This window comes from Williamsia maris (assembly GCF_024171815.1).
GTDB lineage: Bacteria > Actinomycetota > Actinomycetes > Mycobacteriales > Mycobacteriaceae > Williamsia_A > Williamsia_A maris.
Genome location: NZ_JAMTCJ010000002.1, coordinates 1,089,526 through 1,107,264 on the forward strand (window position 1 = coordinate 1,089,526; position 17,739 = coordinate 1,107,264).

General features: G+C 68.7%; 16 protein-coding genes. 8 read left to right on the plus strand and 8 right to left on the minus strand.

All coding sequences use genetic code 11. The annotated features are described in order from the left end of the window. The first annotated feature begins 127 nt into the window (after positions 1-127). Both LX13_RS11880 and LX13_RS11885 read left to right on the plus strand, forming a co-directional pair. The gene (locus tag LX13_RS11880; protein WP_372499880.1) at positions 128-2,014 is read left to right on the plus strand and encodes a dynamin family protein; all 1,887 of its coding nucleotides are present in this window, start codon (positions 128-130) and stop codon (positions 2,012-2,014) included. Beyond that, positions 2,011-3,474, plus strand: coding sequence for a dynamin family protein (locus LX13_RS11885; protein WP_253661516.1), 1,464 nt, complete (start codon positions 2,011-2,013; stop codon positions 3,472-3,474). Before LX13_RS11880 ends, LX13_RS11885 begins: the two co-directional genes overlap by 4 nt. A 2-nt stretch (positions 3,475-3,476) precedes the next feature. On the opposite strand, the gene LX13_RS11890 is transcribed toward LX13_RS11885, so the two are convergent. Next, positions 3,477-4,031 carry a hypothetical protein gene (locus LX13_RS11890; protein WP_253661517.1) on the minus strand — a complete coding sequence of 185 codons (555 nt, stop codon included), beginning with the start codon at positions 4,029-4,031 and terminating at the stop codon, positions 3,477-3,479. Positions 4,032-4,145: 114 nt separating this feature from the next. Between LX13_RS11890 and LX13_RS11895 the strand changes: the two genes are divergently transcribed. After that, positions 4,146-5,270 carry a DUF7159 family protein gene (locus LX13_RS11895; RefSeq protein WP_253661518.1) on the plus strand — a complete coding sequence of 375 codons (1,125 nt, stop codon included), beginning with the start codon at positions 4,146-4,148 and terminating at the stop codon, positions 5,268-5,270. Here the strand turns inward: LX13_RS11895 and LX13_RS11900 are convergent. Continuing rightward, the gene (locus tag LX13_RS11900) at positions 5,267-6,415 is read right to left on the minus strand and encodes an FAD-binding oxidoreductase (protein ID WP_253661519.1); all 1,149 of its coding nucleotides are present in this window, start codon (positions 6,413-6,415) and stop codon (positions 5,267-5,269) included. The two genes, LX13_RS11895 and LX13_RS11900, sit on opposite strands and share 4 nt — an antisense overlap. A gap of 78 nt (positions 6,416-6,493) precedes the next feature. On the opposite strand from LX13_RS11900, the gene LX13_RS11905 reads away from it, so the two are divergent. Both LX13_RS11905 and LX13_RS11910 read left to right on the plus strand, forming a co-directional pair. Next, positions 6,494-7,618: an amidohydrolase family protein gene (locus LX13_RS11905; RefSeq protein ID WP_253661520.1), complete on the plus strand. Its 1,125-nt coding sequence runs from the start codon at positions 6,494-6,496 to the stop codon at positions 7,616-7,618. 98 nt (positions 7,619-7,716) lie between these two features. Continuing rightward, on the plus strand, positions 7,717-9,138 hold the full coding sequence (locus tag LX13_RS11910; protein WP_308214738.1) for an LLM class flavin-dependent oxidoreductase: 1,422 nt from the start codon (positions 7,717-7,719) through the stop codon (positions 9,136-9,138). On the opposite strand, the gene LX13_RS11915 is transcribed toward LX13_RS11910, so the two are convergent. Beyond that, positions 9,135-9,608, minus strand: coding sequence for a hypothetical protein (locus LX13_RS11915; protein ID WP_253661521.1), 474 nt, complete (start codon positions 9,606-9,608; stop codon positions 9,135-9,137). The two genes, LX13_RS11910 and LX13_RS11915, sit on opposite strands and share 4 nt — an antisense overlap. 106 nt (positions 9,609-9,714) lie before the next feature. Continuing rightward, positions 9,715-10,053 (minus strand): winged helix-turn-helix transcriptional regulator, encoded by a 339-nt coding sequence (locus LX13_RS11920; RefSeq protein ID WP_253661522.1) that lies wholly within the window; start codon positions 10,051-10,053, stop codon positions 9,715-9,717. Between the two features lie 89 nt (positions 10,054-10,142). On the opposite strand from LX13_RS11920, the gene LX13_RS11925 reads away from it, so the two are divergent. Together LX13_RS11925 and LX13_RS11930 are read left to right on the plus strand one after the other, a co-directional pair. Continuing rightward, positions 10,143-10,928: an NAD(P)H-dependent oxidoreductase gene (locus LX13_RS11925; RefSeq protein ID WP_253661523.1), complete on the plus strand. Its 786-nt coding sequence runs from the start codon at positions 10,143-10,145 to the stop codon at positions 10,926-10,928. Positions 10,929-11,056: 128 nt separating this feature from the next. Next, on the plus strand, positions 11,057-13,264 hold the full coding sequence (locus LX13_RS11930; RefSeq protein WP_253661524.1) for a glycoside hydrolase family 3 C-terminal domain-containing protein: 2,208 nt from the start codon (positions 11,057-11,059) through the stop codon (positions 13,262-13,264). 109 nt (positions 13,265-13,373) lie between these two features. On the opposite strand, the gene LX13_RS11935 is transcribed toward LX13_RS11930, so the two are convergent. The 4 genes from LX13_RS11935 to LX13_RS11950 form a co-directional block, all read right to left on the minus strand. Continuing rightward, positions 13,374-14,123, minus strand: a complete 750-nt coding sequence (locus tag LX13_RS11935) for a MerR family transcriptional regulator (RefSeq protein ID WP_253661525.1) — start codon at positions 14,121-14,123, stop codon at positions 13,374-13,376. 80 nt (positions 14,124-14,203) lie between these two features. Then, entirely contained in the window at positions 14,204-15,955 is a 1,752-nt protein-coding gene (locus LX13_RS11940; protein WP_253661526.1) for a pyruvate dehydrogenase, read from the minus strand. A gap of 123 nt (positions 15,956-16,078) precedes the next feature. After that, the gene (locus tag LX13_RS11945; protein WP_253661527.1) at positions 16,079-16,459 is read right to left on the minus strand and encodes a VOC family protein; all 381 of its coding nucleotides are present in this window, start codon (positions 16,457-16,459) and stop codon (positions 16,079-16,081) included. Positions 16,460-16,571: 112 nt separating this feature from the next. Further along, positions 16,572-16,988 (minus strand): DUF732 domain-containing protein, encoded by a 417-nt coding sequence (locus LX13_RS11950; protein ID WP_253661528.1) that lies wholly within the window; start codon positions 16,986-16,988, stop codon positions 16,572-16,574. 296 nt (positions 16,989-17,284) lie between these two features. Here LX13_RS11950 and LX13_RS11955 point away from each other — a divergent pair, with 296 nt between their 5' ends. Beyond that, on the plus strand, positions 17,285-17,731 hold the full coding sequence (locus LX13_RS11955) for a YfbM family protein (protein ID WP_253661529.1): 447 nt from the start codon (positions 17,285-17,287) through the stop codon (positions 17,729-17,731). Positions 17,732-17,739 lie beyond the last annotated feature (8 nt).

The following is a 17,739-nucleotide window of genomic DNA, read 5'->3' on the forward strand; positions in this document are numbered from 1 at the left end:
CCTGCCTGGCAGCATCGGCCCCGTACGCTGGATTTCTGGCGTACGGGGTCGTTGCGGTTCGGTGACCCCGACCCGCCGCGCAGTCCCGCCACACCCGACGACAACCCAGGTGAGGTCACCCGCCACCATGCATTCCACCCCCGACGGCCACGAGGTCGCACAGTCCGACGGCTCGGCGGCACGCCGGCTCGGCGACCTGCTCGGCCAGATGGGCGGGGTGGCCTCCCGGGCCGACCGCCACGACCTCGTCGAACGACTCGAGGGCGCTCGCACCCGCATCACCGATCCGCGGTTGCGGATCGTCATCGTCGGCCAGCTCAAGCAGGGCAAGAGTCAGTTCGTGAACTCGCTGCTCAACCTCGAGGTCTGCTCGGTCGGTGATGACGAGACGACCGCAGTGCCGACCCTGGTGCAGCACGCCGAGACGCCGTCGGCGGTGCTGGTGCTGGATCAACCCGGTACCGAGCCCACGCGCGTCCCCATCCCGATCGAGCAGATCCGGTCGATCACCCCGACCACCCCGCTCGCACAGGGCCGCGACATCCTGCGCCTCGAGATCAGCGTTCCCAGCCCGCTGCTCGCCGACGGTCTCGTCGTCATCGACACCCCCGGGGTCGGCGGGCACGGCAACCCGCACGCCGCGAGCACGCTGGGTCTGATCCCGTCCGCCGACGCGGTGTTCGTGGTCTCCGACGCCAGCCAGGAGTTCACCGAGCCCGAGGTCGGTTTCCTCGGGCAGGTCACCGCGCTGTGCCCGACCGTCGCCTGCCTGATCACCAAGACCGACCTCTACCCGCACTGGCGGGCCATCGTCGACGCCGATCGTGGTCACCTGACGCGCGAGGGCATCGACGTCCCGCTGCTCCCGATCTCGTCGATGCTGCGGTCACACGCGTTGCGGCTCAACGACGACGGGCTCAACGCCGAGTCCGGGTTCGCCGATCTCTACACGTACCTCCGGGAGAAGGTCGTCGCGCACGCCGACCTCGCGACGCGGTCGTCGGTGTCGCTCGACCTGCGGTCGGTGTCGGAACATCTCGCGCTGACCCTCGGCAGCGAGCTCGCTGCCCTGCGTGACCCGGAGACCGCGGCCGTGGCCGTGGCCGGTCTGCAACGCGCGCAGACCGCGGCCGGTGAGATGCAGAAGAAGTCCGCGCTGTGGCAGCAGACGCTGTCCGACGGCGTCACCGACCTCGCCGCCGACATCGACCACGACCTGCGCGACCGACTCCGCGCGGTCACCCGCGAGGCCGAGAAGGCCGTCGACGAGGGCGATCCCGGCAAGGACTGGCCGCAGATCGGGGAGTGGCTGTCCGACCAGATCGCGACCGCGGTCGGCGACAACTTCGTCTGGGCGCACGAGCAGGCGCTGTGGTTGTCACAGCAGGTCGCCGACCACTTCGCCGACGCCGCGGAGACTCATCTGCCCGACCTCGACATCTCCGACATCGACGGCATCTTCGATCCCGTCACCGACCTCGCCGACCTCGAATCCGGGCGACTCGGCATCGGACAGAAGGCACTGATCGGGATGCGCGGGTCCTACGGCGGTGTCCTGATGTTCGGTCTGATGACGACGCTGATCGGCCTGACCCTGATCAACCCGATCTCCGTCGGCGCCGGCATCCTGTTGGGCAGCAAGGCCTATCGCGACGAGAAGGGTGTTCGCGTCGACCAACGCCGCGCCAAGGCCAAGCAGGCGATCTTCAAGTACACCGACGACGTCAGCTTCCAGGTGGGCAAGGAGTCGCGGGACCGGTTGCGCCACATCCAACGGTCCCTGCGAGATCACTTCACCGCGGTCGCCGAGCAGGCCTCGACATCGGTCAGCGAGTCGCTGCGCGCGGCCCAGGAAGCCGCCTCCCTCGCACAATCCGAACGCGCAGGCCGGGTGGCCGAACTCGAACGTGAGCTCAAAGCCGTTGCCGCGCTGCGCACCGTCGCCCAGCAGCTCGATCCCGGCCCCGAGGCGATCCGGGTCGTCACCCCCGACAAGCGGATCATCGGCGCGTGAGCACGATCGACCGGGCTCGCGCGCTGATCGCCTCCGCGCAGGACCTCTGGTCCGACGACGCCCGCATCCACCACGAACTCGTCCAGTGCGGTGAACGTCTCGACGAGCCGCTGCGCATCGCTCTGGCCGGCTCGCTGAAGGCGGGCAAGTCCACGCTGCTCAACGCCCTTGTCGGACAGGACATCGCGCCCACCGACGCGACCGAGTGCACACGCGTCGTCACGTGGTACCGCCGCGGCGTGACGCCCACGGTCACGGCGACCTACGACGGCGACCGGACCACCGAGATCCCGGTGCTGCGTCCGGACGGTCGCCTCACCTTCGACTTCGGCAAGCTCACCGCCGAACGCGTCGACCGTCTCGACGTGACCTGGCCCGCGCGGACCCTGCGCACCACCACCATCATCGACACCCCCGGCACGGCGTCGCTCTCCCGCGACGTGTCCGCCCTGACCGTCGACATGCTGACGCCCGAGGACGGGGAGTCCGGCGCCGACGCGGTCGTCTACCTGCTGCGCACCCTCACCGGCACCGACACCTCGTTCCTGGCGCGGATCGGCGAGTCCATCGGTCGTGATTCCGGGCCGCTCGGCGTGGTCGGCGTGGTGTCGCGGGCCGACGAGATCGGCGCGGGGCGGATGGACGCGATGATGTCCGCGAAGGACGTGGCGGCGCGGTTCGCGGGTGAGCTGGAGCGGACCGGTCTGTGTCAGGCGGTGGTCCCGGTGGCGGGGTTGCTCGCCCTCGGCGCCCGGACGCTGCGCGAGGTCGAGTACCGCGCGTTGGTCAAACTGGCCGCGGTCTCCCCGGACGACCTCGTGGTGGCGATGCTCTCGGTCGACCGGTTCGTCGCACCGACCACCGAACTTCCCGTCGAGCCCGCCCTGCGCGCAGCGCTGCTCGACCGGTTCGGACTGTTCGGTATCCGCCTGGCCATCACCCTGATCCGCTTCGGGACACCCGACTCGCCGACGCTGGCCTCGGAGCTCGTCGAACGCAGTGGGCTCAACGAGCTCCGCGACGTCATCGACGTGCAGTTCGGGCAGCGGGCCGATCAGCTCAAGAGTCACACCGCGCTCATCGCGCTGGGCCGCATCCTGGCCCGCAGCGACTCGCGGGAGGCGTCGGAGATCCGGCACACGGCCGACCGGATGCTCGCCGACGTCCACGGCTTCGCCGAGCTGCGTCTGCTGGGGCGGCTGCGTACCGGGGCAATCCACCTGCCCGAGCATCACCTCGACGAGCTCACCCGGGTCGTCGGCGGCTACGGCATCGAACCCAGCCTGCGACTCGGTCTGGCGCCCGACGATCCGGCGGAGAAGGTGCGGTCGACGGCGTTGGACGCGGTGCGCACCTGGCGCGCCCGGGCAACGCATCCGCTTCTCGACCGTCCCACCGCGTTGGCCTGCAGTGCCGCGGCCCGCAGCGCCGAGGGAGTCCTCGCCGACCTCTCGGGCTGAGTTCAGCGTTTCGGAGCGGCCCGCAACCAGCGGCCCACCGACGGCACGAACATCACCCCGGTGGCGATCGCGGCGAGCGCGGCCACCACGAACGGTGACCACCCGACGACCGGGGACATCAGATCGCGGGCCGGCTCGACGACGGTCCAGAACGCGATCGACCCGACGACCGTGACGCCCCCGACCGTGGTCAGGGTGGTGCGTCCCCCGGGGACGCGGTCGCGGATGCGGATGCAGCCGTAGAGCGCCAGCAGGACGATCACCAGGGCGATCGCCCCGGCCGCGATCATGGCGATGTCGACGGCGGTCTTCACCTCGTCGGCCGAGGCGGATGCGTTGTCCGCGGCGAGCGAGCGGGTGAGTTCCGCGCGGACCTCGCTCTGGCGGATCGCGACCAGCGCGGACGTCGCCGCGAGCGCGATCACCGTGAGGACCCACGCGATCACACCGACGTCGACGATGCGGGGTCGGTCGTCGCTGACCGGTTCGCGCATCGGCGTCACGGCGATCTGCGGACGCGCCGGTCGGGCCGGTCGTTGCGGCTGGTCGGGGGACATGGCACGAGCCTAACCAGCGGGCAGGGTAACGGAGGCCGTCTGTGTCCCGATAGGGTCTCGTACGACGTGCGGTCCACCCGGTCCGTCACGCAGCCAGACGCGAGGTGTCAGACGATGAGTCAGGTACTGGGCGTTTCGGTCACCGATCTGCAGATCGCCTCCGTTGTCATGGAGGTGTCCACCGGCAACGTGCTGGCCCGGAACGTCGTGGATCTGACCGACAGCTCCCCCGAAACGGTCTTCGACGCGATCACACAGTTGGTCGAGTCCGCCCCGTTCGCGGTCGACGCGGTCACCGTCGCGTGTGCTCAGCGCAGCATGCAGGTGTCGCTGCACAACACCGTCACGGCCGGCGCCAAGACCGACCCGGAGTGGTTCTCGCGCACCACCATCACCGACACCCCGTTCGCGTTCGCCAATGTCGCTGCGGCACAGTCCGATCAGCGTGGCGTCGTCGTGGTCCTCGACCTCGCCGCGGACGCCGTGCCCTTCAACGAACTGTCCATCGCCGCGGTCGACACCGAGACCGCGACGGTGGTCGGTGCGGTTCAGCTGCCGACCGGCGGTGAGCGTGAACCGGTCACCGACACCCCCGGCGCACAGGCCGTGGCCGGCGCGTTCGGGCTGCTGCCCAGCACCGATGTCGGACGCAGCGGCGTCTTCGTCGTCGGACCGGGCGCCGAGGTCCCCGGCGTCGCCCCGACGCTGGAGTACGAGACCCAGTTGCCCGTCCAGATCGCGTCGGAACCCACCTACGCCGCCGCACACGGTGCCGCGCTGCACGGTCGCAACCGCGGCGTCACCGGCAGCAACCGCACACGCTGGCTGGCGCTGGTCGGTGCCGCGGTCGCCGCGGCCGTCCTCGCCGCCGTCGTGGTCGGGGTCGTGCTGTTCACCGGTGGCGACGACGAGCCGTCTCCGGCCGGGTCGGAGTCCTCGGTGACCACGTCGGCGCCGACGACCACCACACCCGCACCGACCACCACGCGCTCACGGCCGCCGACGACCACCACCACGACCACCACCGAGGAGGAGACGGAGGAGTTCGTGCCGCCGCCTGCGCCGCCCCCGGAGACGGTCACCGTGACCCAGCCCCCGCGCACGGTCACCCGGACGACGACACCTCCGCCGACCACCACCACAACCAGCTCTCCTGCGTCGGCGGTCAAACCCGAGGACCCGAGCAAGGTTCCCGCCGATCCGCCCGCCGGTGCGAATCCCGCGAACGGTGCCGGCTAGAGCGGGTCGCTCTGGATCCTGCGCGCCGGTACGCCGGCGATGATCAGGGACCGACGGGTGTTCTCCACCATCTCCGGTGATCCGGCGACGATCGCCTGGTGCTCCGACCAGTCGCCGTGGGCGAGGGCGACCTCGGCGACCGTCCCGATGCGGTGCTCCATACCCAGACGAGCGAAGTCGATGTCGCGGGTGAGCCACCACGGGTTCGTGGTCTCCTCGGACGCCACGGTCACCGTCAGCCACGGGTTGGTGCCCGCGATCTGGGCCAGCGTGCCCACGTCGTACAGCTCGCCGGGATAGCGCATCCCGTAGAACAGGTGCGTCGGACGGGAATCGACCCGACGCGACATCTCGATGATCAACGACCGCAGCGGCGCCAGCCCGGTGCCGCCGGCCAGTAGCACGACGTCGCGGTCGGGTTCGACCGCGAGCGTCCCGTGGCTCTGGGCGAGGGTCCAGACGTCGCCGACGGCGGTCTCGGTCACGATCGACGCGCTCACCGTTCCCGACGGCACCGCGCGGACGTGGAACTCCAGTTCGCCCGACGGATTCGGTGGGATCGACGGCGACAGATGACGCCAGAAACGCGGCCACTGCGGGATCTGGATCTCGAGATACTGCCCGGCCATGTAGGTCAGCGGGGTGTCGGTGACCAGTCGGACCACCGCGAGATCGCGCGAGAGCCGGTACTTCTCGACCACCCGGGCCTGCCACGTCGCGGGGCCACGGGCGCTCTCCGCGGCGCCTCGCATGACGCCGGTGGCCAACAGCAGCGCCTGCGCGGTGATCGCCGACGTAGCGGGGTCGAAGTCCTCACCGAGGGTCGAGCTGATCTCGGCGAGCAGCGACCGGAAGAACACGTCGTAGTCCTCGGGCGAGACGCCGTACTTGCGGTGGTCGTGGCCGAGTTGGCCAAGGAACCCGATGAGATCGGTGTGGCCGGCGGGGTCGGGGATCACCTCGAAGATGTGGTCGAGGACGCCGAACAGGGCCGCGCGCTGATGCGCCATCGTCGCCGGGAAGAGGTCGCGCAGGTCGGGACGTACCGAGAACAGGCGGGTGTAGAAGTTCGAGACGAACCGGTCGGGATCGCGGCCGATCGCGCCGCGCACAGCCGCCAGCCCGTTGCGCGTGTGACTTCCCATCGCGAACCGACCTCCTGCACTCGACAACTCGCGCGTACCCCCACGGAGTGTCGGTGCCCACGTTAGTACAGTCTGACCATGGTCTTCGGTGAGTCGTCCTCGGATGCACTGGCCGACGTCATCCCGTCGATCATCGACACACACATCCATCAGTGGGATCCGCTGACCACGCCGCGCGAGTCGAGCTCGGTGGCACGCGTTTACCGGATCCTGCCCGCCGTCGGCGACCGCCTGTTCCGGTTGCGCAATCAGGCCGACCGCGAGTTCGCGCTGACGCCGCGCAACCTGTTGCGTGCCTACCGCCCGCGGGACTACCTCGCCGACGTCGTCGCGGTCGAGGGTGCGACCGGTGTACCGATCGGCTCGGCGGTCCACATCGAGGCCGGCTGGCACAGCTCCGAGGAGTTGGGCCCGGCCGGGGAGACACACTGGATCGACGAGCTCCCGTTCGGGGAGGGGCGGTCGCCGTCGCTCGGCGCGATCGTGGGGCACGCGGACCCGCGTGATCCGCACGTCGCCGACCTGCTCGATGCCCACATCCGCGCCGCCAGCCGCTCGCCGTTCCGCGGGATCCGCTCGATGGCCGCACGGCACCCCGACCCGCGGGTACGCGACTGGACCGACGAGGACCATGCGCTCACCTCGGCGTCGTTCCTGCGGGGATTCGCGGCGGTCGCCGAGCGCGGTCTGAGCTTCGAGGCATGGGTCTACTCGCACCAGATGTCCGACGTGGTGCGGTTGGCGCGGGAGTACCCCGAGGTCACCATCGTGCTCGACCACTACGCCACGCCGGTCGGCGTCTTCGGGCCGATGGGGTCGCGGACCGGGCACACCGCGGCCGACCGCGCCGACATCTACGCGCGGTGGCGTGACGGCATCGCCGAGGTCGCGTCGTGCCCCAATGTCGTCGCGAAGCACTCCGGTCTGGCGTTCCCGTTCCTCGGCTACGGGCACCAGGCGTCGGGCAACATCGGCAGCCAGGCGACGCTGACCGACATGATGGCCCCGCTCATCGACCACACCACCGACGTCTTCGGCCCGGATCGGGTGATGTTCGGGTCGAACTACCCGATCGACAAACCCAATGCCTCGGTGGTCATGATCGTCGGCACCCTGCTCGACGTGTTGACACCGCGCGGACCCGACCTGCTCCGCAAAGTGTTCCGCGACAACGCTATCCGCGTTTACCGCCTCGACGCCTGACTCGCGTCAGGGTTTGGCGCCACGCTGGGCGCAACCGTGGCGGGCTGTCTCGACTACCGCGACAATGGACCTCGAAGTCACCTCTATCGAGGAGTGTCGTGTCGCGTCCCATCCGTTTCAATGCCTTCGACATGAACTGTGTCGCCCACCAGTCGCCCGGGCTCTGGCGTCACCCCGAGGACCGGTCCTGGGACTACAACACCCTCGACTACTGGGTGGAGCTGGCCAAGCTGCTCGAGACCGGCGGATTCGACGGGCTGTTCATCGCCGACGTGCTGGGTACCTACGATGTCTTCGCCGGCACCGACGAGGCCGCCATCCGACAGGGGGCGCAGACGCCGGTCAACGATCCGTTGCTGCTGGTGTCGGCGATGGCGTACGCGACCGAGCACCTCGGTTTCGGCATCACGACCGGAACCGGTTTCGAGCACCCTGTCCCGTTCGCACGCCGTATGTCGACGCTCGACCACCTGACCAAGGGGCGGATCGGCTGGAACGTCGTCACCGGCTACCTGCCGTCGGCGGCTCGCAACATGGGTGAGACCGATCAGCTCGCCCATGACGCACGCTACGACCACGCCGACGAATACCTCGAGGTGCTCTACAAACTGTGGGAGGGCTCGTGGGAACGCGACGCCGTCCGCCGCGACCGCGAGGCAGGCGTCTTCGCCGACCCCGCCAAGGTCCACCACATCGGCCATCGCGGTGAGCACTTCTCGGTGCCCGGGATCCACGTCTCCGAGCCGTCGCCTCAGGGTTCGCCGGTGATCTACCAGGCCGGCGCCTCGCCCCGCGGACTCGCGTTCGCCGCGGGCAACGCGGAGGCCATCTTCGTCGCCGCGCCCACCAAAGCGCTGCTGCGCGAGACCGTCTCGAAGGTTCGCGCCGCGCTCGTCGACGCCGGACGAAAGCCGTATGACGCGCGCATCTACACGTTGCTGACCATCATCACCGACGCCACCGAGGAGGCCGCGCAGGCGAAGGCGGCGGAGTACCGCAGCTACGCCAGTGACGAGGGGTCGCTGGTCTTCATGTCGGGATGGATGGGTATCGACCTGTCGAGCTACGACCTCGACGAGCCGATCGGCAACGTCCACAGCAACGCGATCCAGTCGGCGGTCGCCGCGTTCAGTCAGGCGTCCGACACCGGCAAGGAGTGGACCGTCGGCGACATCGCCGCCTGGGGCGGAATCGGCGGCATGGGTCCCGTGCTCGTCGGTTCCGGCGAGAGCATCGCGGACCAACTGCAGAGCTGGGTCTCCGAGACCGACGTCGACGGGTTCAACCTCGCCTACGCCGTCACCCCGGGCACGTTCGCCGACGTCATCGACCACGTCATCCCCGCCCTGGAACGTCGCGGTGCCTACGAGCGGGAGTACACGCCGGGAACACTGCGGCACAAGCTGTTCGGTGAGAGTGATCATCTGCCCGATCGCCATCGCGGTGCCGGCTTCCGCGTCGGTGGGGTCAACTCCACCATCGACGACTCGGTGCGCGACGGGATCGGCGCCGGCCGCTAGGGGTTCACCAGGCCGAGGGACGGCAGACTCGGTGAACGAGTGGTGCCGAAGGAGAGTCCCACGGGGCCTCTGCCGGTGGTCACGAACTTCGGGGCCGCCCCGGTGTATCCGTCCAGCCCGAGGATCGTGGTGCCGACGATCGTGCTGCCGGTTGCGCCGTTGGCGAAGTTGATCCATTGCACCCGCATCTCGCCGCCGGCGCCGCACACACGGCCGCCCTCCGATGCGCACCGTCGGCCTATGGTGAACCGGACGACCCCGGTGCCGTTCGTCGCGGCGTCGACGGAGATGACCCCGTTCGGGAGCGGTAGCGGCGGGCCGGCGAAGGTGGTGACGCGGAAGTCGTGGTGGGTGAAGGCGGGTTGCGCGACCGGTAGGGCGTTCGCGGGCGCGGCGCCGATCGCGGCGGCACCGACGACGGCGCATCCGACGGCGATTGTGCGGAGTGCGGTGGCGCGGGTTGATGACATGGGAGCTCCTCGGGGACGAAGTACTTACACCTGCTGACTATCGGTACTCAGCAGTACCGCATTACCCGGTCGCCGGTGAAGCGCCTGGACGGCCGACACCGTTGATCTAAGCCTCGTCGAGGTCGGCGACGTAGCTCACGCCCCAGTCGTCGAGCCACGACACCGCGGGCCGCAGCGTCGCGCCCATCGGTGTCAGCGAGTACTCGACGCGCGGCGGGACCTCGGGGAACACCTCGCGATGCACGATCCCGTCGGACTCCAGTTCGCGGAGTTGCCGTGTCAGCACGCGCGGGTTGACCTCGCCCACCGCTCGCCCCAGCACCCCGAATCGGACGGGTCCGTCGAGGAGATGCTTCACGACGGTGAGCTTCCACGATCCGCCCAACACCGCCGCGGCGACCTCCACCGGACAGACGTCGCGGGCGTGCTGCACTGCCTTGCGCACCGGCTTCACCTCATCACTTACCTTTCTGCCCGTATGTGCTGACGATGTCAGTACTTGAATCCGCTGTCGGTAGTGCCGATCGTTGCATCATGGCACCGACATCGCGCACACTCTGGGTCTTCGCCCATCCCGACGACAAGTCCCTCAACCGCCTGCTGTTCGACTCCGGTGTCGGCCACCTTCGCGAGAGCGGTCAGACACCGATCGTCTCCGACCTCTACGCGGATCACTGGAACCCCGTCCTGAGCGACGAGGATCTCGGAGGGGTTCACGCCCCGACTCTCGGCCACCGTCAGAAGCTGGCGACCCGAACCGGCCGGCTAGCCGACGACATCCGCCGCGAACAGTCGAAGATCGCGGCGGCCGACCGCGTGATCGTGCAGTTCCCGCTCTGGTGGTTCGGCATGCCCGCCATCCTCAAGGGGTGGTTCGACCGCGTCTTCACCAACGGATTCGCGTTCGGGGTACTCGACGAGCAGGGCCGGGTCCGCAAGTACGGCGACGGAGGGCTGACCGGGACCACGTTCCTGGCCGTGGTGTCCGCGGGTGATCGTGAATCCGCGTTCGACCCTCGGGGCGTGAACGGGGCGATGGACGAGGTGTTGTGGCCGCTGCTGCACGGGACTGCGCACTACACCGGGATGCGTACGCTGCGGCCCCATCTGATCGCCTCGGCCGATCGGGTCGACGACCTTCGGCTGCGCGGCGAGGTCGAACGGCTGCACCGCCGACTCGACGGCCTCGACGACGAGCCACCGATGAACTACCGAGACCTCCGCGGAGGGGATTACGACGACGAGCACGTCCTGCGCTCCGACATCCGGCCCGGCGTGACCGGACTCGGTGTTCACGTGGGTGGCGAAACTCTGCACTGAGCGGGGCGGCATCGACGCATACACCGCGGTGGGCCGCTCAGTGCAGAGTTTCGTTCATCCGTCCCGAGGCGAGGGGATCCGTAGCCTCGGTACCGGACCAGCGGTGGCAACGGCGAAGAGGAGTGTCGATGACGGACCCGACGAAAGACCTGTCCCTGGAGGAGAAGGCGTCCCTCGGCAGCGGCGCCGATTTCTGGACGACGAAAGCCGTCGGCGCGGTTCCGTCGTTGATGCTGACCGACGGCCCGCACGGCGTCCGCAAGCAGACCGGCGCGAGTGACCACCTGGGTCTGGCGGGCAGCGAGGCCGCGACGTGCTTCCCGCCCGCGGTGGGACTCGGTCAGTGTTGGGACACCGACCTGATCCATCGGGTGGGCGAGGCACTCGGCCGTGAGGCGCGGTCGCTCGACGTCGACGTGTTGCTCGGGCCCGGCGTGAACATCAAACGCGACCCGCGGTGCGGCCGGTCGTTCGAGTACTTCTCCGAGGACCCGGTCGTCGCCGGCGTGCTCGGCGCCGCGTGGGTCACCGGTGTGCAGAGCGTCGGGGTCGGGACGTCGCTGAAGCACTTCGCGCTGAACAACGCCGAGACCGATCGGATGCGCTCGAGTTCCGACGTCGACCCCCGGCCCATGCACGAGATCTACCTGCACGCGTTCGCTCACATCGTCCGCACCGCCCGCCCGTGGACGGTCATGTGTTCCTACAACCGCATCAACGGGGTCTACGCCGCCGAGAACCATTGGCTTCTCACCGAACTCCTGCGCGAGACATGGGGTTTCGACGGAGCGGTGGTGAGTGACTGGGGCGCGGTCCGCGACCGTGTTGCCGCCGTCCGCGCGGGTCTCGACCTGGAGATGCCGGGAACGGGTCCCGCGTCCGACGCCGAGGTGGTCGACGCGGTCCGGGCCGGTGACCTGTCCCAGGACGCGGTGGATCGGGCGGCGGCCGCCGTGGCCGGTCTGGCGCGCCGGGTTCAGCCCGGACGAGAGGCCGCCGTCACCGCCGATCTGGACGATCACCACCGGCTCGCACGCGAGGTCGCCGCGCGCAGCATCGTCCTGCTGAAAAACGACACCGACTTGCTGCCCCTGACGGCGGGAACCGCGCTCGCCGTCATCGGCGAGTTCGCGCAATCACCCCGCTATCAGGGCGGCGGCAGCTCGCACGTGAACCCGACGCGACTCGACATCCCGCTCGACGAGATCCGCGCGCAGGCCGGCGCCGGCACGGTCACCTTCGCGCCCGGCTTCACCACCGACGGGTCCGGCGACGCCGCGACACTGCGCAATGAGGCGGTGCAGACGGCGGCCGACGCCGAGGTGGCCGTCGTGTTCCTCGGACTCGGTGCCGACCAGGAGTCGGAGGGCTTCGACCGCGATGACATCGAGATCCCCTGGGGACAGCTGGATCTCGTGGCCGCGATTGCGCAGGTGCAGCCGCGGACCGTCGTGGTCCTGTCCCACGGAGGCGTGCTGCGTCTGCAACCGGTCGCCGATGCGGTCCCGGCCATCCTGGACGGTGCTCTGCTCGGTCAGGCCGGTGGTGGCGCGATCGCCGACGTGCTGTTCGGTGCGGTGAACCCGTCCGGTCGCCTGACCGAGACGGTTCCGGTCCGCGTGCAGGACTGCCCGTCGTACCTCGACTTCCCGGGCGAGAACTCCCACGTCCGGTACGGCGAGGGCATCCACGTCGGATACCGCGGTTACGACGCCCGCGCCCTGGAGGTGACGTTCCCGTTCGGTCACGGGTTGTCCTACACCGACTTCGAGTACAGCGAAATGATGGTGGCCTCCGACGAGACCGGTGTCGTCGTCGAGGTCACCGTCACGAACACCGGCGAGCGCGCGGGTCGCGAGGTGGTGCAGGTCTACCTCACCAAGACCGACTCGCGAGTGGTCCGGCCGCCCCGGGAGCTCAAGGGATTCGCGACATCGGCGGTTCTCGAACCCGCTGCGTCCGAGAAGGTCTCGATCCATGTCGCCCGCTCCGATATCGCGTTCTGGGACGAGCGGCGCGGCGACTGGACCGTCGAGGACGGTGCGTACGTGGTCGGGGTGGGTGCGTCGAGCCGCGATCTGCGCGTCACCGACATCGTCGACGTGACCGGCGACGAGCAACCGGTCCCGATCACCTGGCAGTCCACCCTCGCCGAGGCGCTGGCCGATCCGGCCGTCGCGGCGGCGATGGCGGACATGTTGCCGGCGGGCGCGTCCGACGGCGGCGATGCCCTGGGCACCGACATCGTCAAGGTCATGGGGTCGATGCCGCTGGACCGGTTGAAGCGTTTCGGCATGGCATCCGACGCACTTGACGACCTGCTCACGACCGACTGACCGTCGGCCGGTTGACGGTTTCGTACACAACAGTCACCGATGGCCTCCGGCGCGTGGAATATCCACGCGCCGGGGCCCATCGGTGTCATCTGTGTCGCGATCGGACTCTTCAGCCGCGCGATTCGCCGGCGCGGCGGATGAAGTCGATCTGTTCCGTCGTCGGCCCGCCGAAGTTCTTCTGGATCTCCTCGGTGTTGTCCTCCTGCATGCGGTACATCCCGTCCCTCAGACCGGGATCGCCTCCGTGGAACTGCTCGAGCAGGCCCATCCACTCGGTCGCAAGCGCGCCGGCCTCTGGTGCGGCCGGGTCCATACCCGCGGCGATCGCGGCGTCGACCTCCGCGATCAACGACGGCCACCGGTTCTCCACGGCTCGGATCCGGTCCTCGCCCAACTCTTCTCGACGGACCGCCAGCGCCGCGAGCTGGTCGGCGTCGAAATAGTTCTCCACACGTGCATCCACTGTCATCACCCTTCTGATGAGGTCGAGGAGATCGGTGTCGGTGGGGCGGTCCGCTCGACGCACCGTCGCGAGCACGCCGCCGAGCTGGGTTCGCAGCCGTTGGACGGCGGCGAGCCGGGCGTCGATGTGCTCGGAATGCGCGACCAGCATCGCCTCGAGTGACGTCTGGTCGGTGATCGCCTCGGCGATCTGCTCGAGAGACAATCCCAGTTGTCGCAGCGCCAGGATCTCGTAGAGACGCTCGACGTCGACGCCGTCGTACAGCCGGTAGCCCGCACCGCTGCGACGAGACGGACTCAGCAGGCCGATGTCGTCGTAGTGGTGCAGGGTCCGCACCGTGAGACCGGTCAGCTCCGCCAGTTGTCCTACGCGGTACAGCTTCTCGGACCCACCCATGCCGACACCCTCTCCTCTGCGGCCACCCGGTGTGGCCGACGGAATCGACGCTAGAGCCGCACGCTACGTGAGGGTCAACATCAGGGACGCGGAACGTTGCGCAGGTTCGACTTCGCCATCTTCATGGCCTCACCCATCCCGCCGTTGAGCACCACCTTGCTCATCGCGAGAGCAAAACCCTTGAGCTGTGTGCCGGTGAGCTTGGGTGGCACCGACAGCGCCAGCGGATCGGTGACCAACTGCACCAACGCCGGACCGTCGTGGGCGAGTGCCTCGGCCATCGCGGCGGAGATGTCGCCGGGATCGGTGACGCGCCGACCGTGGATCCCGACCGCGTTGGCGATCGCGGCGTAGTCGACCGGGGCGACGTCGACGCCGAAGTCCGGCAGCCCGTCGACCAGCATCTCCGCCTTGACCATGCCCAGGGTGGCGTTGTCGAACAGCATGATCTTCACCGGCAGCTTGTACATCGCGACAGTGAGGATCTCCGACAGCAGCATCGACAGGCCGCCGTCACCGGAGATCGAGATCACCTGTCGCCCGGGCTGTGCCGACTGCGCGCCGATGGCGTGCGGCAGTGCGTTGGCCATCGAGCCGTGCAGCATCGATGCGATGAACTTCCGTCGGCCGGTGGGGTTGATGAAGCGGGCGGTCCACACGTTGCACATGCCGGTGTCGGTGGTGAAGATCGCGTCGTCGTCGGCGAGGTCGTCGAGGATGGACGCGGCGTATTCGGGATGGATGGGGACGAGTTTCTCGGCGTTGCTCGCGTAGGCGCCGACGACCTTGTTCATCAACTGGTCGTGCTTGGCCAGCCAGGTGTCGAGGTAGCGCCGATCGGTCTTGCGGTCCACCAGCGGTGCAAGCGCCCGCACCGTCGCCCCGACATCGCCGTGCACCGGCAGCTCGACCGCGGTGCGTCGGCCGATCTTCGTCGCGTCGATGTCGATCTGGGCGGTCGTGACCTTGTCGGGCAGGAACTGCGAGTAGGGGAAGTCGGTTCCGAGCAGGATCAACAGGTCGGCGTCGTGGATACCCGCGTGCGCCGCGCCGTAGCCCAGGAGTCCGGTCATGCCGACGTCGAAAGGGTTGTCGTATTGGATGAACTCTTTGCCGCGCAAGGAGTGTCCGATGGGTGCGCCGATCTTCTCGGCCAGCGCGACGACGTCGTCGTGGGCGCCCTTGACGCCGTAGCCGGCGAAGATGGCGACCTTCTCGGCGTTATTGATGGCCTGGGCCAGTTTCTCGATGACCTCTGCGGGCGGGGTGACGATCGGCGCCACCGGGATCGAGATGGGATCCATTGTCGCGGTGGCGGATTCCTCGGCAATGTCGCCGGGCAGGGTGAGGACGGCGACGCCGTTGCCGGTGATGGCGGAGTGGATGGCCGCGCGGAACATCCGCGGCGCCTGCTCGCTGGTGAGGATGAGCTCGTTGAACAGGGAGCACTCGCCGAACAGGCGATCGGGGTGCGTCTCCTGGAAGTAGCCCGAGCCGATCTCGCTGCTCGGGATGTGCGACGCGATCGCGAGGACCGGTGCGCCCGAGCGGTGCGCGTCGTAGAGGCCGTTGATGAGGTGCAGGTTGCCGGGCCCGCACGACCCGGCGCACACCGCGAGCTTTCCGGTGGTCTGCGCGTCCGCGGCGGCGGCGAACGCGGCCGCCTCCTCGTGGCGGACGTGGATCCAGTCGATGCCGCCCTTCGCCGAGCCGCCCGAGCGACGCACGGCGTCGACCACCGGGTTCAGGCTGTCGCCGACGATCCCGTAGATGCGGGTGACACCTGCGTCGATGAGTCCGCTGATGAGTTGGTCGGCAATTGTTGTCGCCATGTGAAACTCCTTGTGAGAGATGTGTGCTGGTTCACATGCTCCGGTGTGAGGCGCAGGTGCTCCTGTCACGGTAGTCCCGCGCCCCGAGCGCTCTGCGACACCTCCGTCGCGCTGTCCGGCATGTCACATCGGGTTGGACAACTCGATCAGGTTGTTGTCCGGATCGCGGACGTACACGCTGAGGATGTCGCCGGTCGCGCCCGTGCGCGACACCGGCCCCTCGACGATCGGGACGCCGGCCGCGTCGAGTTGCTCGACGATGTCGGCGATGGGCGTCGCCACGAGGAAGCAGAGATCGGCGCTGCCGGGTGTCGGACGGTCCGCCTTCGGCTCGAACTCGTGCCCGGCCCGGTGCAGGTTGATCTTGCTGCGGCCGAAGAGCAGTGCGGTCCGTCCCGAGCCGAAGGTGTGCTCGGTCATCCCGAGGACGTCGGTGTAGAAACGGACGGTCGCATCCGGATCGGCGACGGTCAGAACGAGATGGTCGAGCGATTCGATCTGCATGGTGACTCTCCGTTCGATGAGCCGGCCGCTGACCGCGAACAGCCGCCGCCCGGACACGATATCGAGCATCGTGGATCGAGGCGACGGCTGATCGGTGTGCCGTGCGGTCAGGTCAGCCGACGAGCTTGCCGACCTCGGTCGTGCAGTACGCCGGGACAGCGGAACGAACGAAGTTGAGCGCCTTGCCGGCGTCGCCGTCGTACTTGTCCTTCACGTCGTCGGCGGCCTCGGACGCGGTCTTGCCGCCCTTGAGGTCTTCGCAGACGTCCTTGGCCTCGTCGACCATGTCCTTGTCGTCACCGAACTTCAGGCTTGCCGCGGCCAGGACCGCGATGAATCCGGCGTCGCGGGTGTCCGACGCGGCGTTGCCTGCGGAGTCGGCGGCCTTGGATGCGGCGCTGCCGATGTCGTCGGCGGCGTTGTTGGCGGCGTTCGTCGCCGAATCGGTGGTGCTCTGGGTGTCGGAGTCCGAACAGCCCGCGAGGACCAACGCACTGGCCGCCAGGACCGCGATCACGAGTTTCTTCATGTTTGCCCCATAAAGATCAGTTCCCCGACGGATCTCGTCGGCGGCCATCAGTATCGCCCAGCGGTGTGGCGGCATCCCCGAATGCGACAAACCCGTTACCCGCACGGGCCGTCCCAGAGCCTCATCGACAGCGTCTACGATTCCGACGGTCTCATCGACGTGACGCTGGAACGACCGGCCCGGAGACAGTCATCGAGAACGGACTCATGGGGATGAAACCCCATCTGTGCACAACCGGCGCCCAGTCATGGTCATGCCCGGTGTTGTGGTCGGCGTCCGGTGCAACGTTGGTGCGCATGGGAATCCGCTACTACGCCTATCCGGTCCGTGCCGAACTCGTCGATCACGCACGCTCCGACCCGAGGCTGTTCATCTCCGACGACCCGCTGATGGACGCATGGGGTGATCCGGACGATCGTCCGCCGATGCTGTATCTCGACAAGGCGTGGAGGGCGTTGCAGCAGCTGTTCGTCGGTCGTCCCTGCGCGGCGATGGTGCACGGTCAGGTAGCGATGTGTGGCAACGGCGTCGAGTATCACCCGTGGTTCGGTGTCCTCGATCCCGACGAGGTCGCCGAGGTCGCGCGCGACATCGTGCTCGTCGATGAGCCGGTGGCCGTACCCGGACGCCGCGAGCGCGTGCTGTTCGAGGTGGACTATGTCAGTCAATATCTGGGGGCCGCCCGAGAATTCGTCTGCGAGCTCGCCGACGAGCGATCGGGTCTGGTCTACACGATCGGGTGAGCGTGATG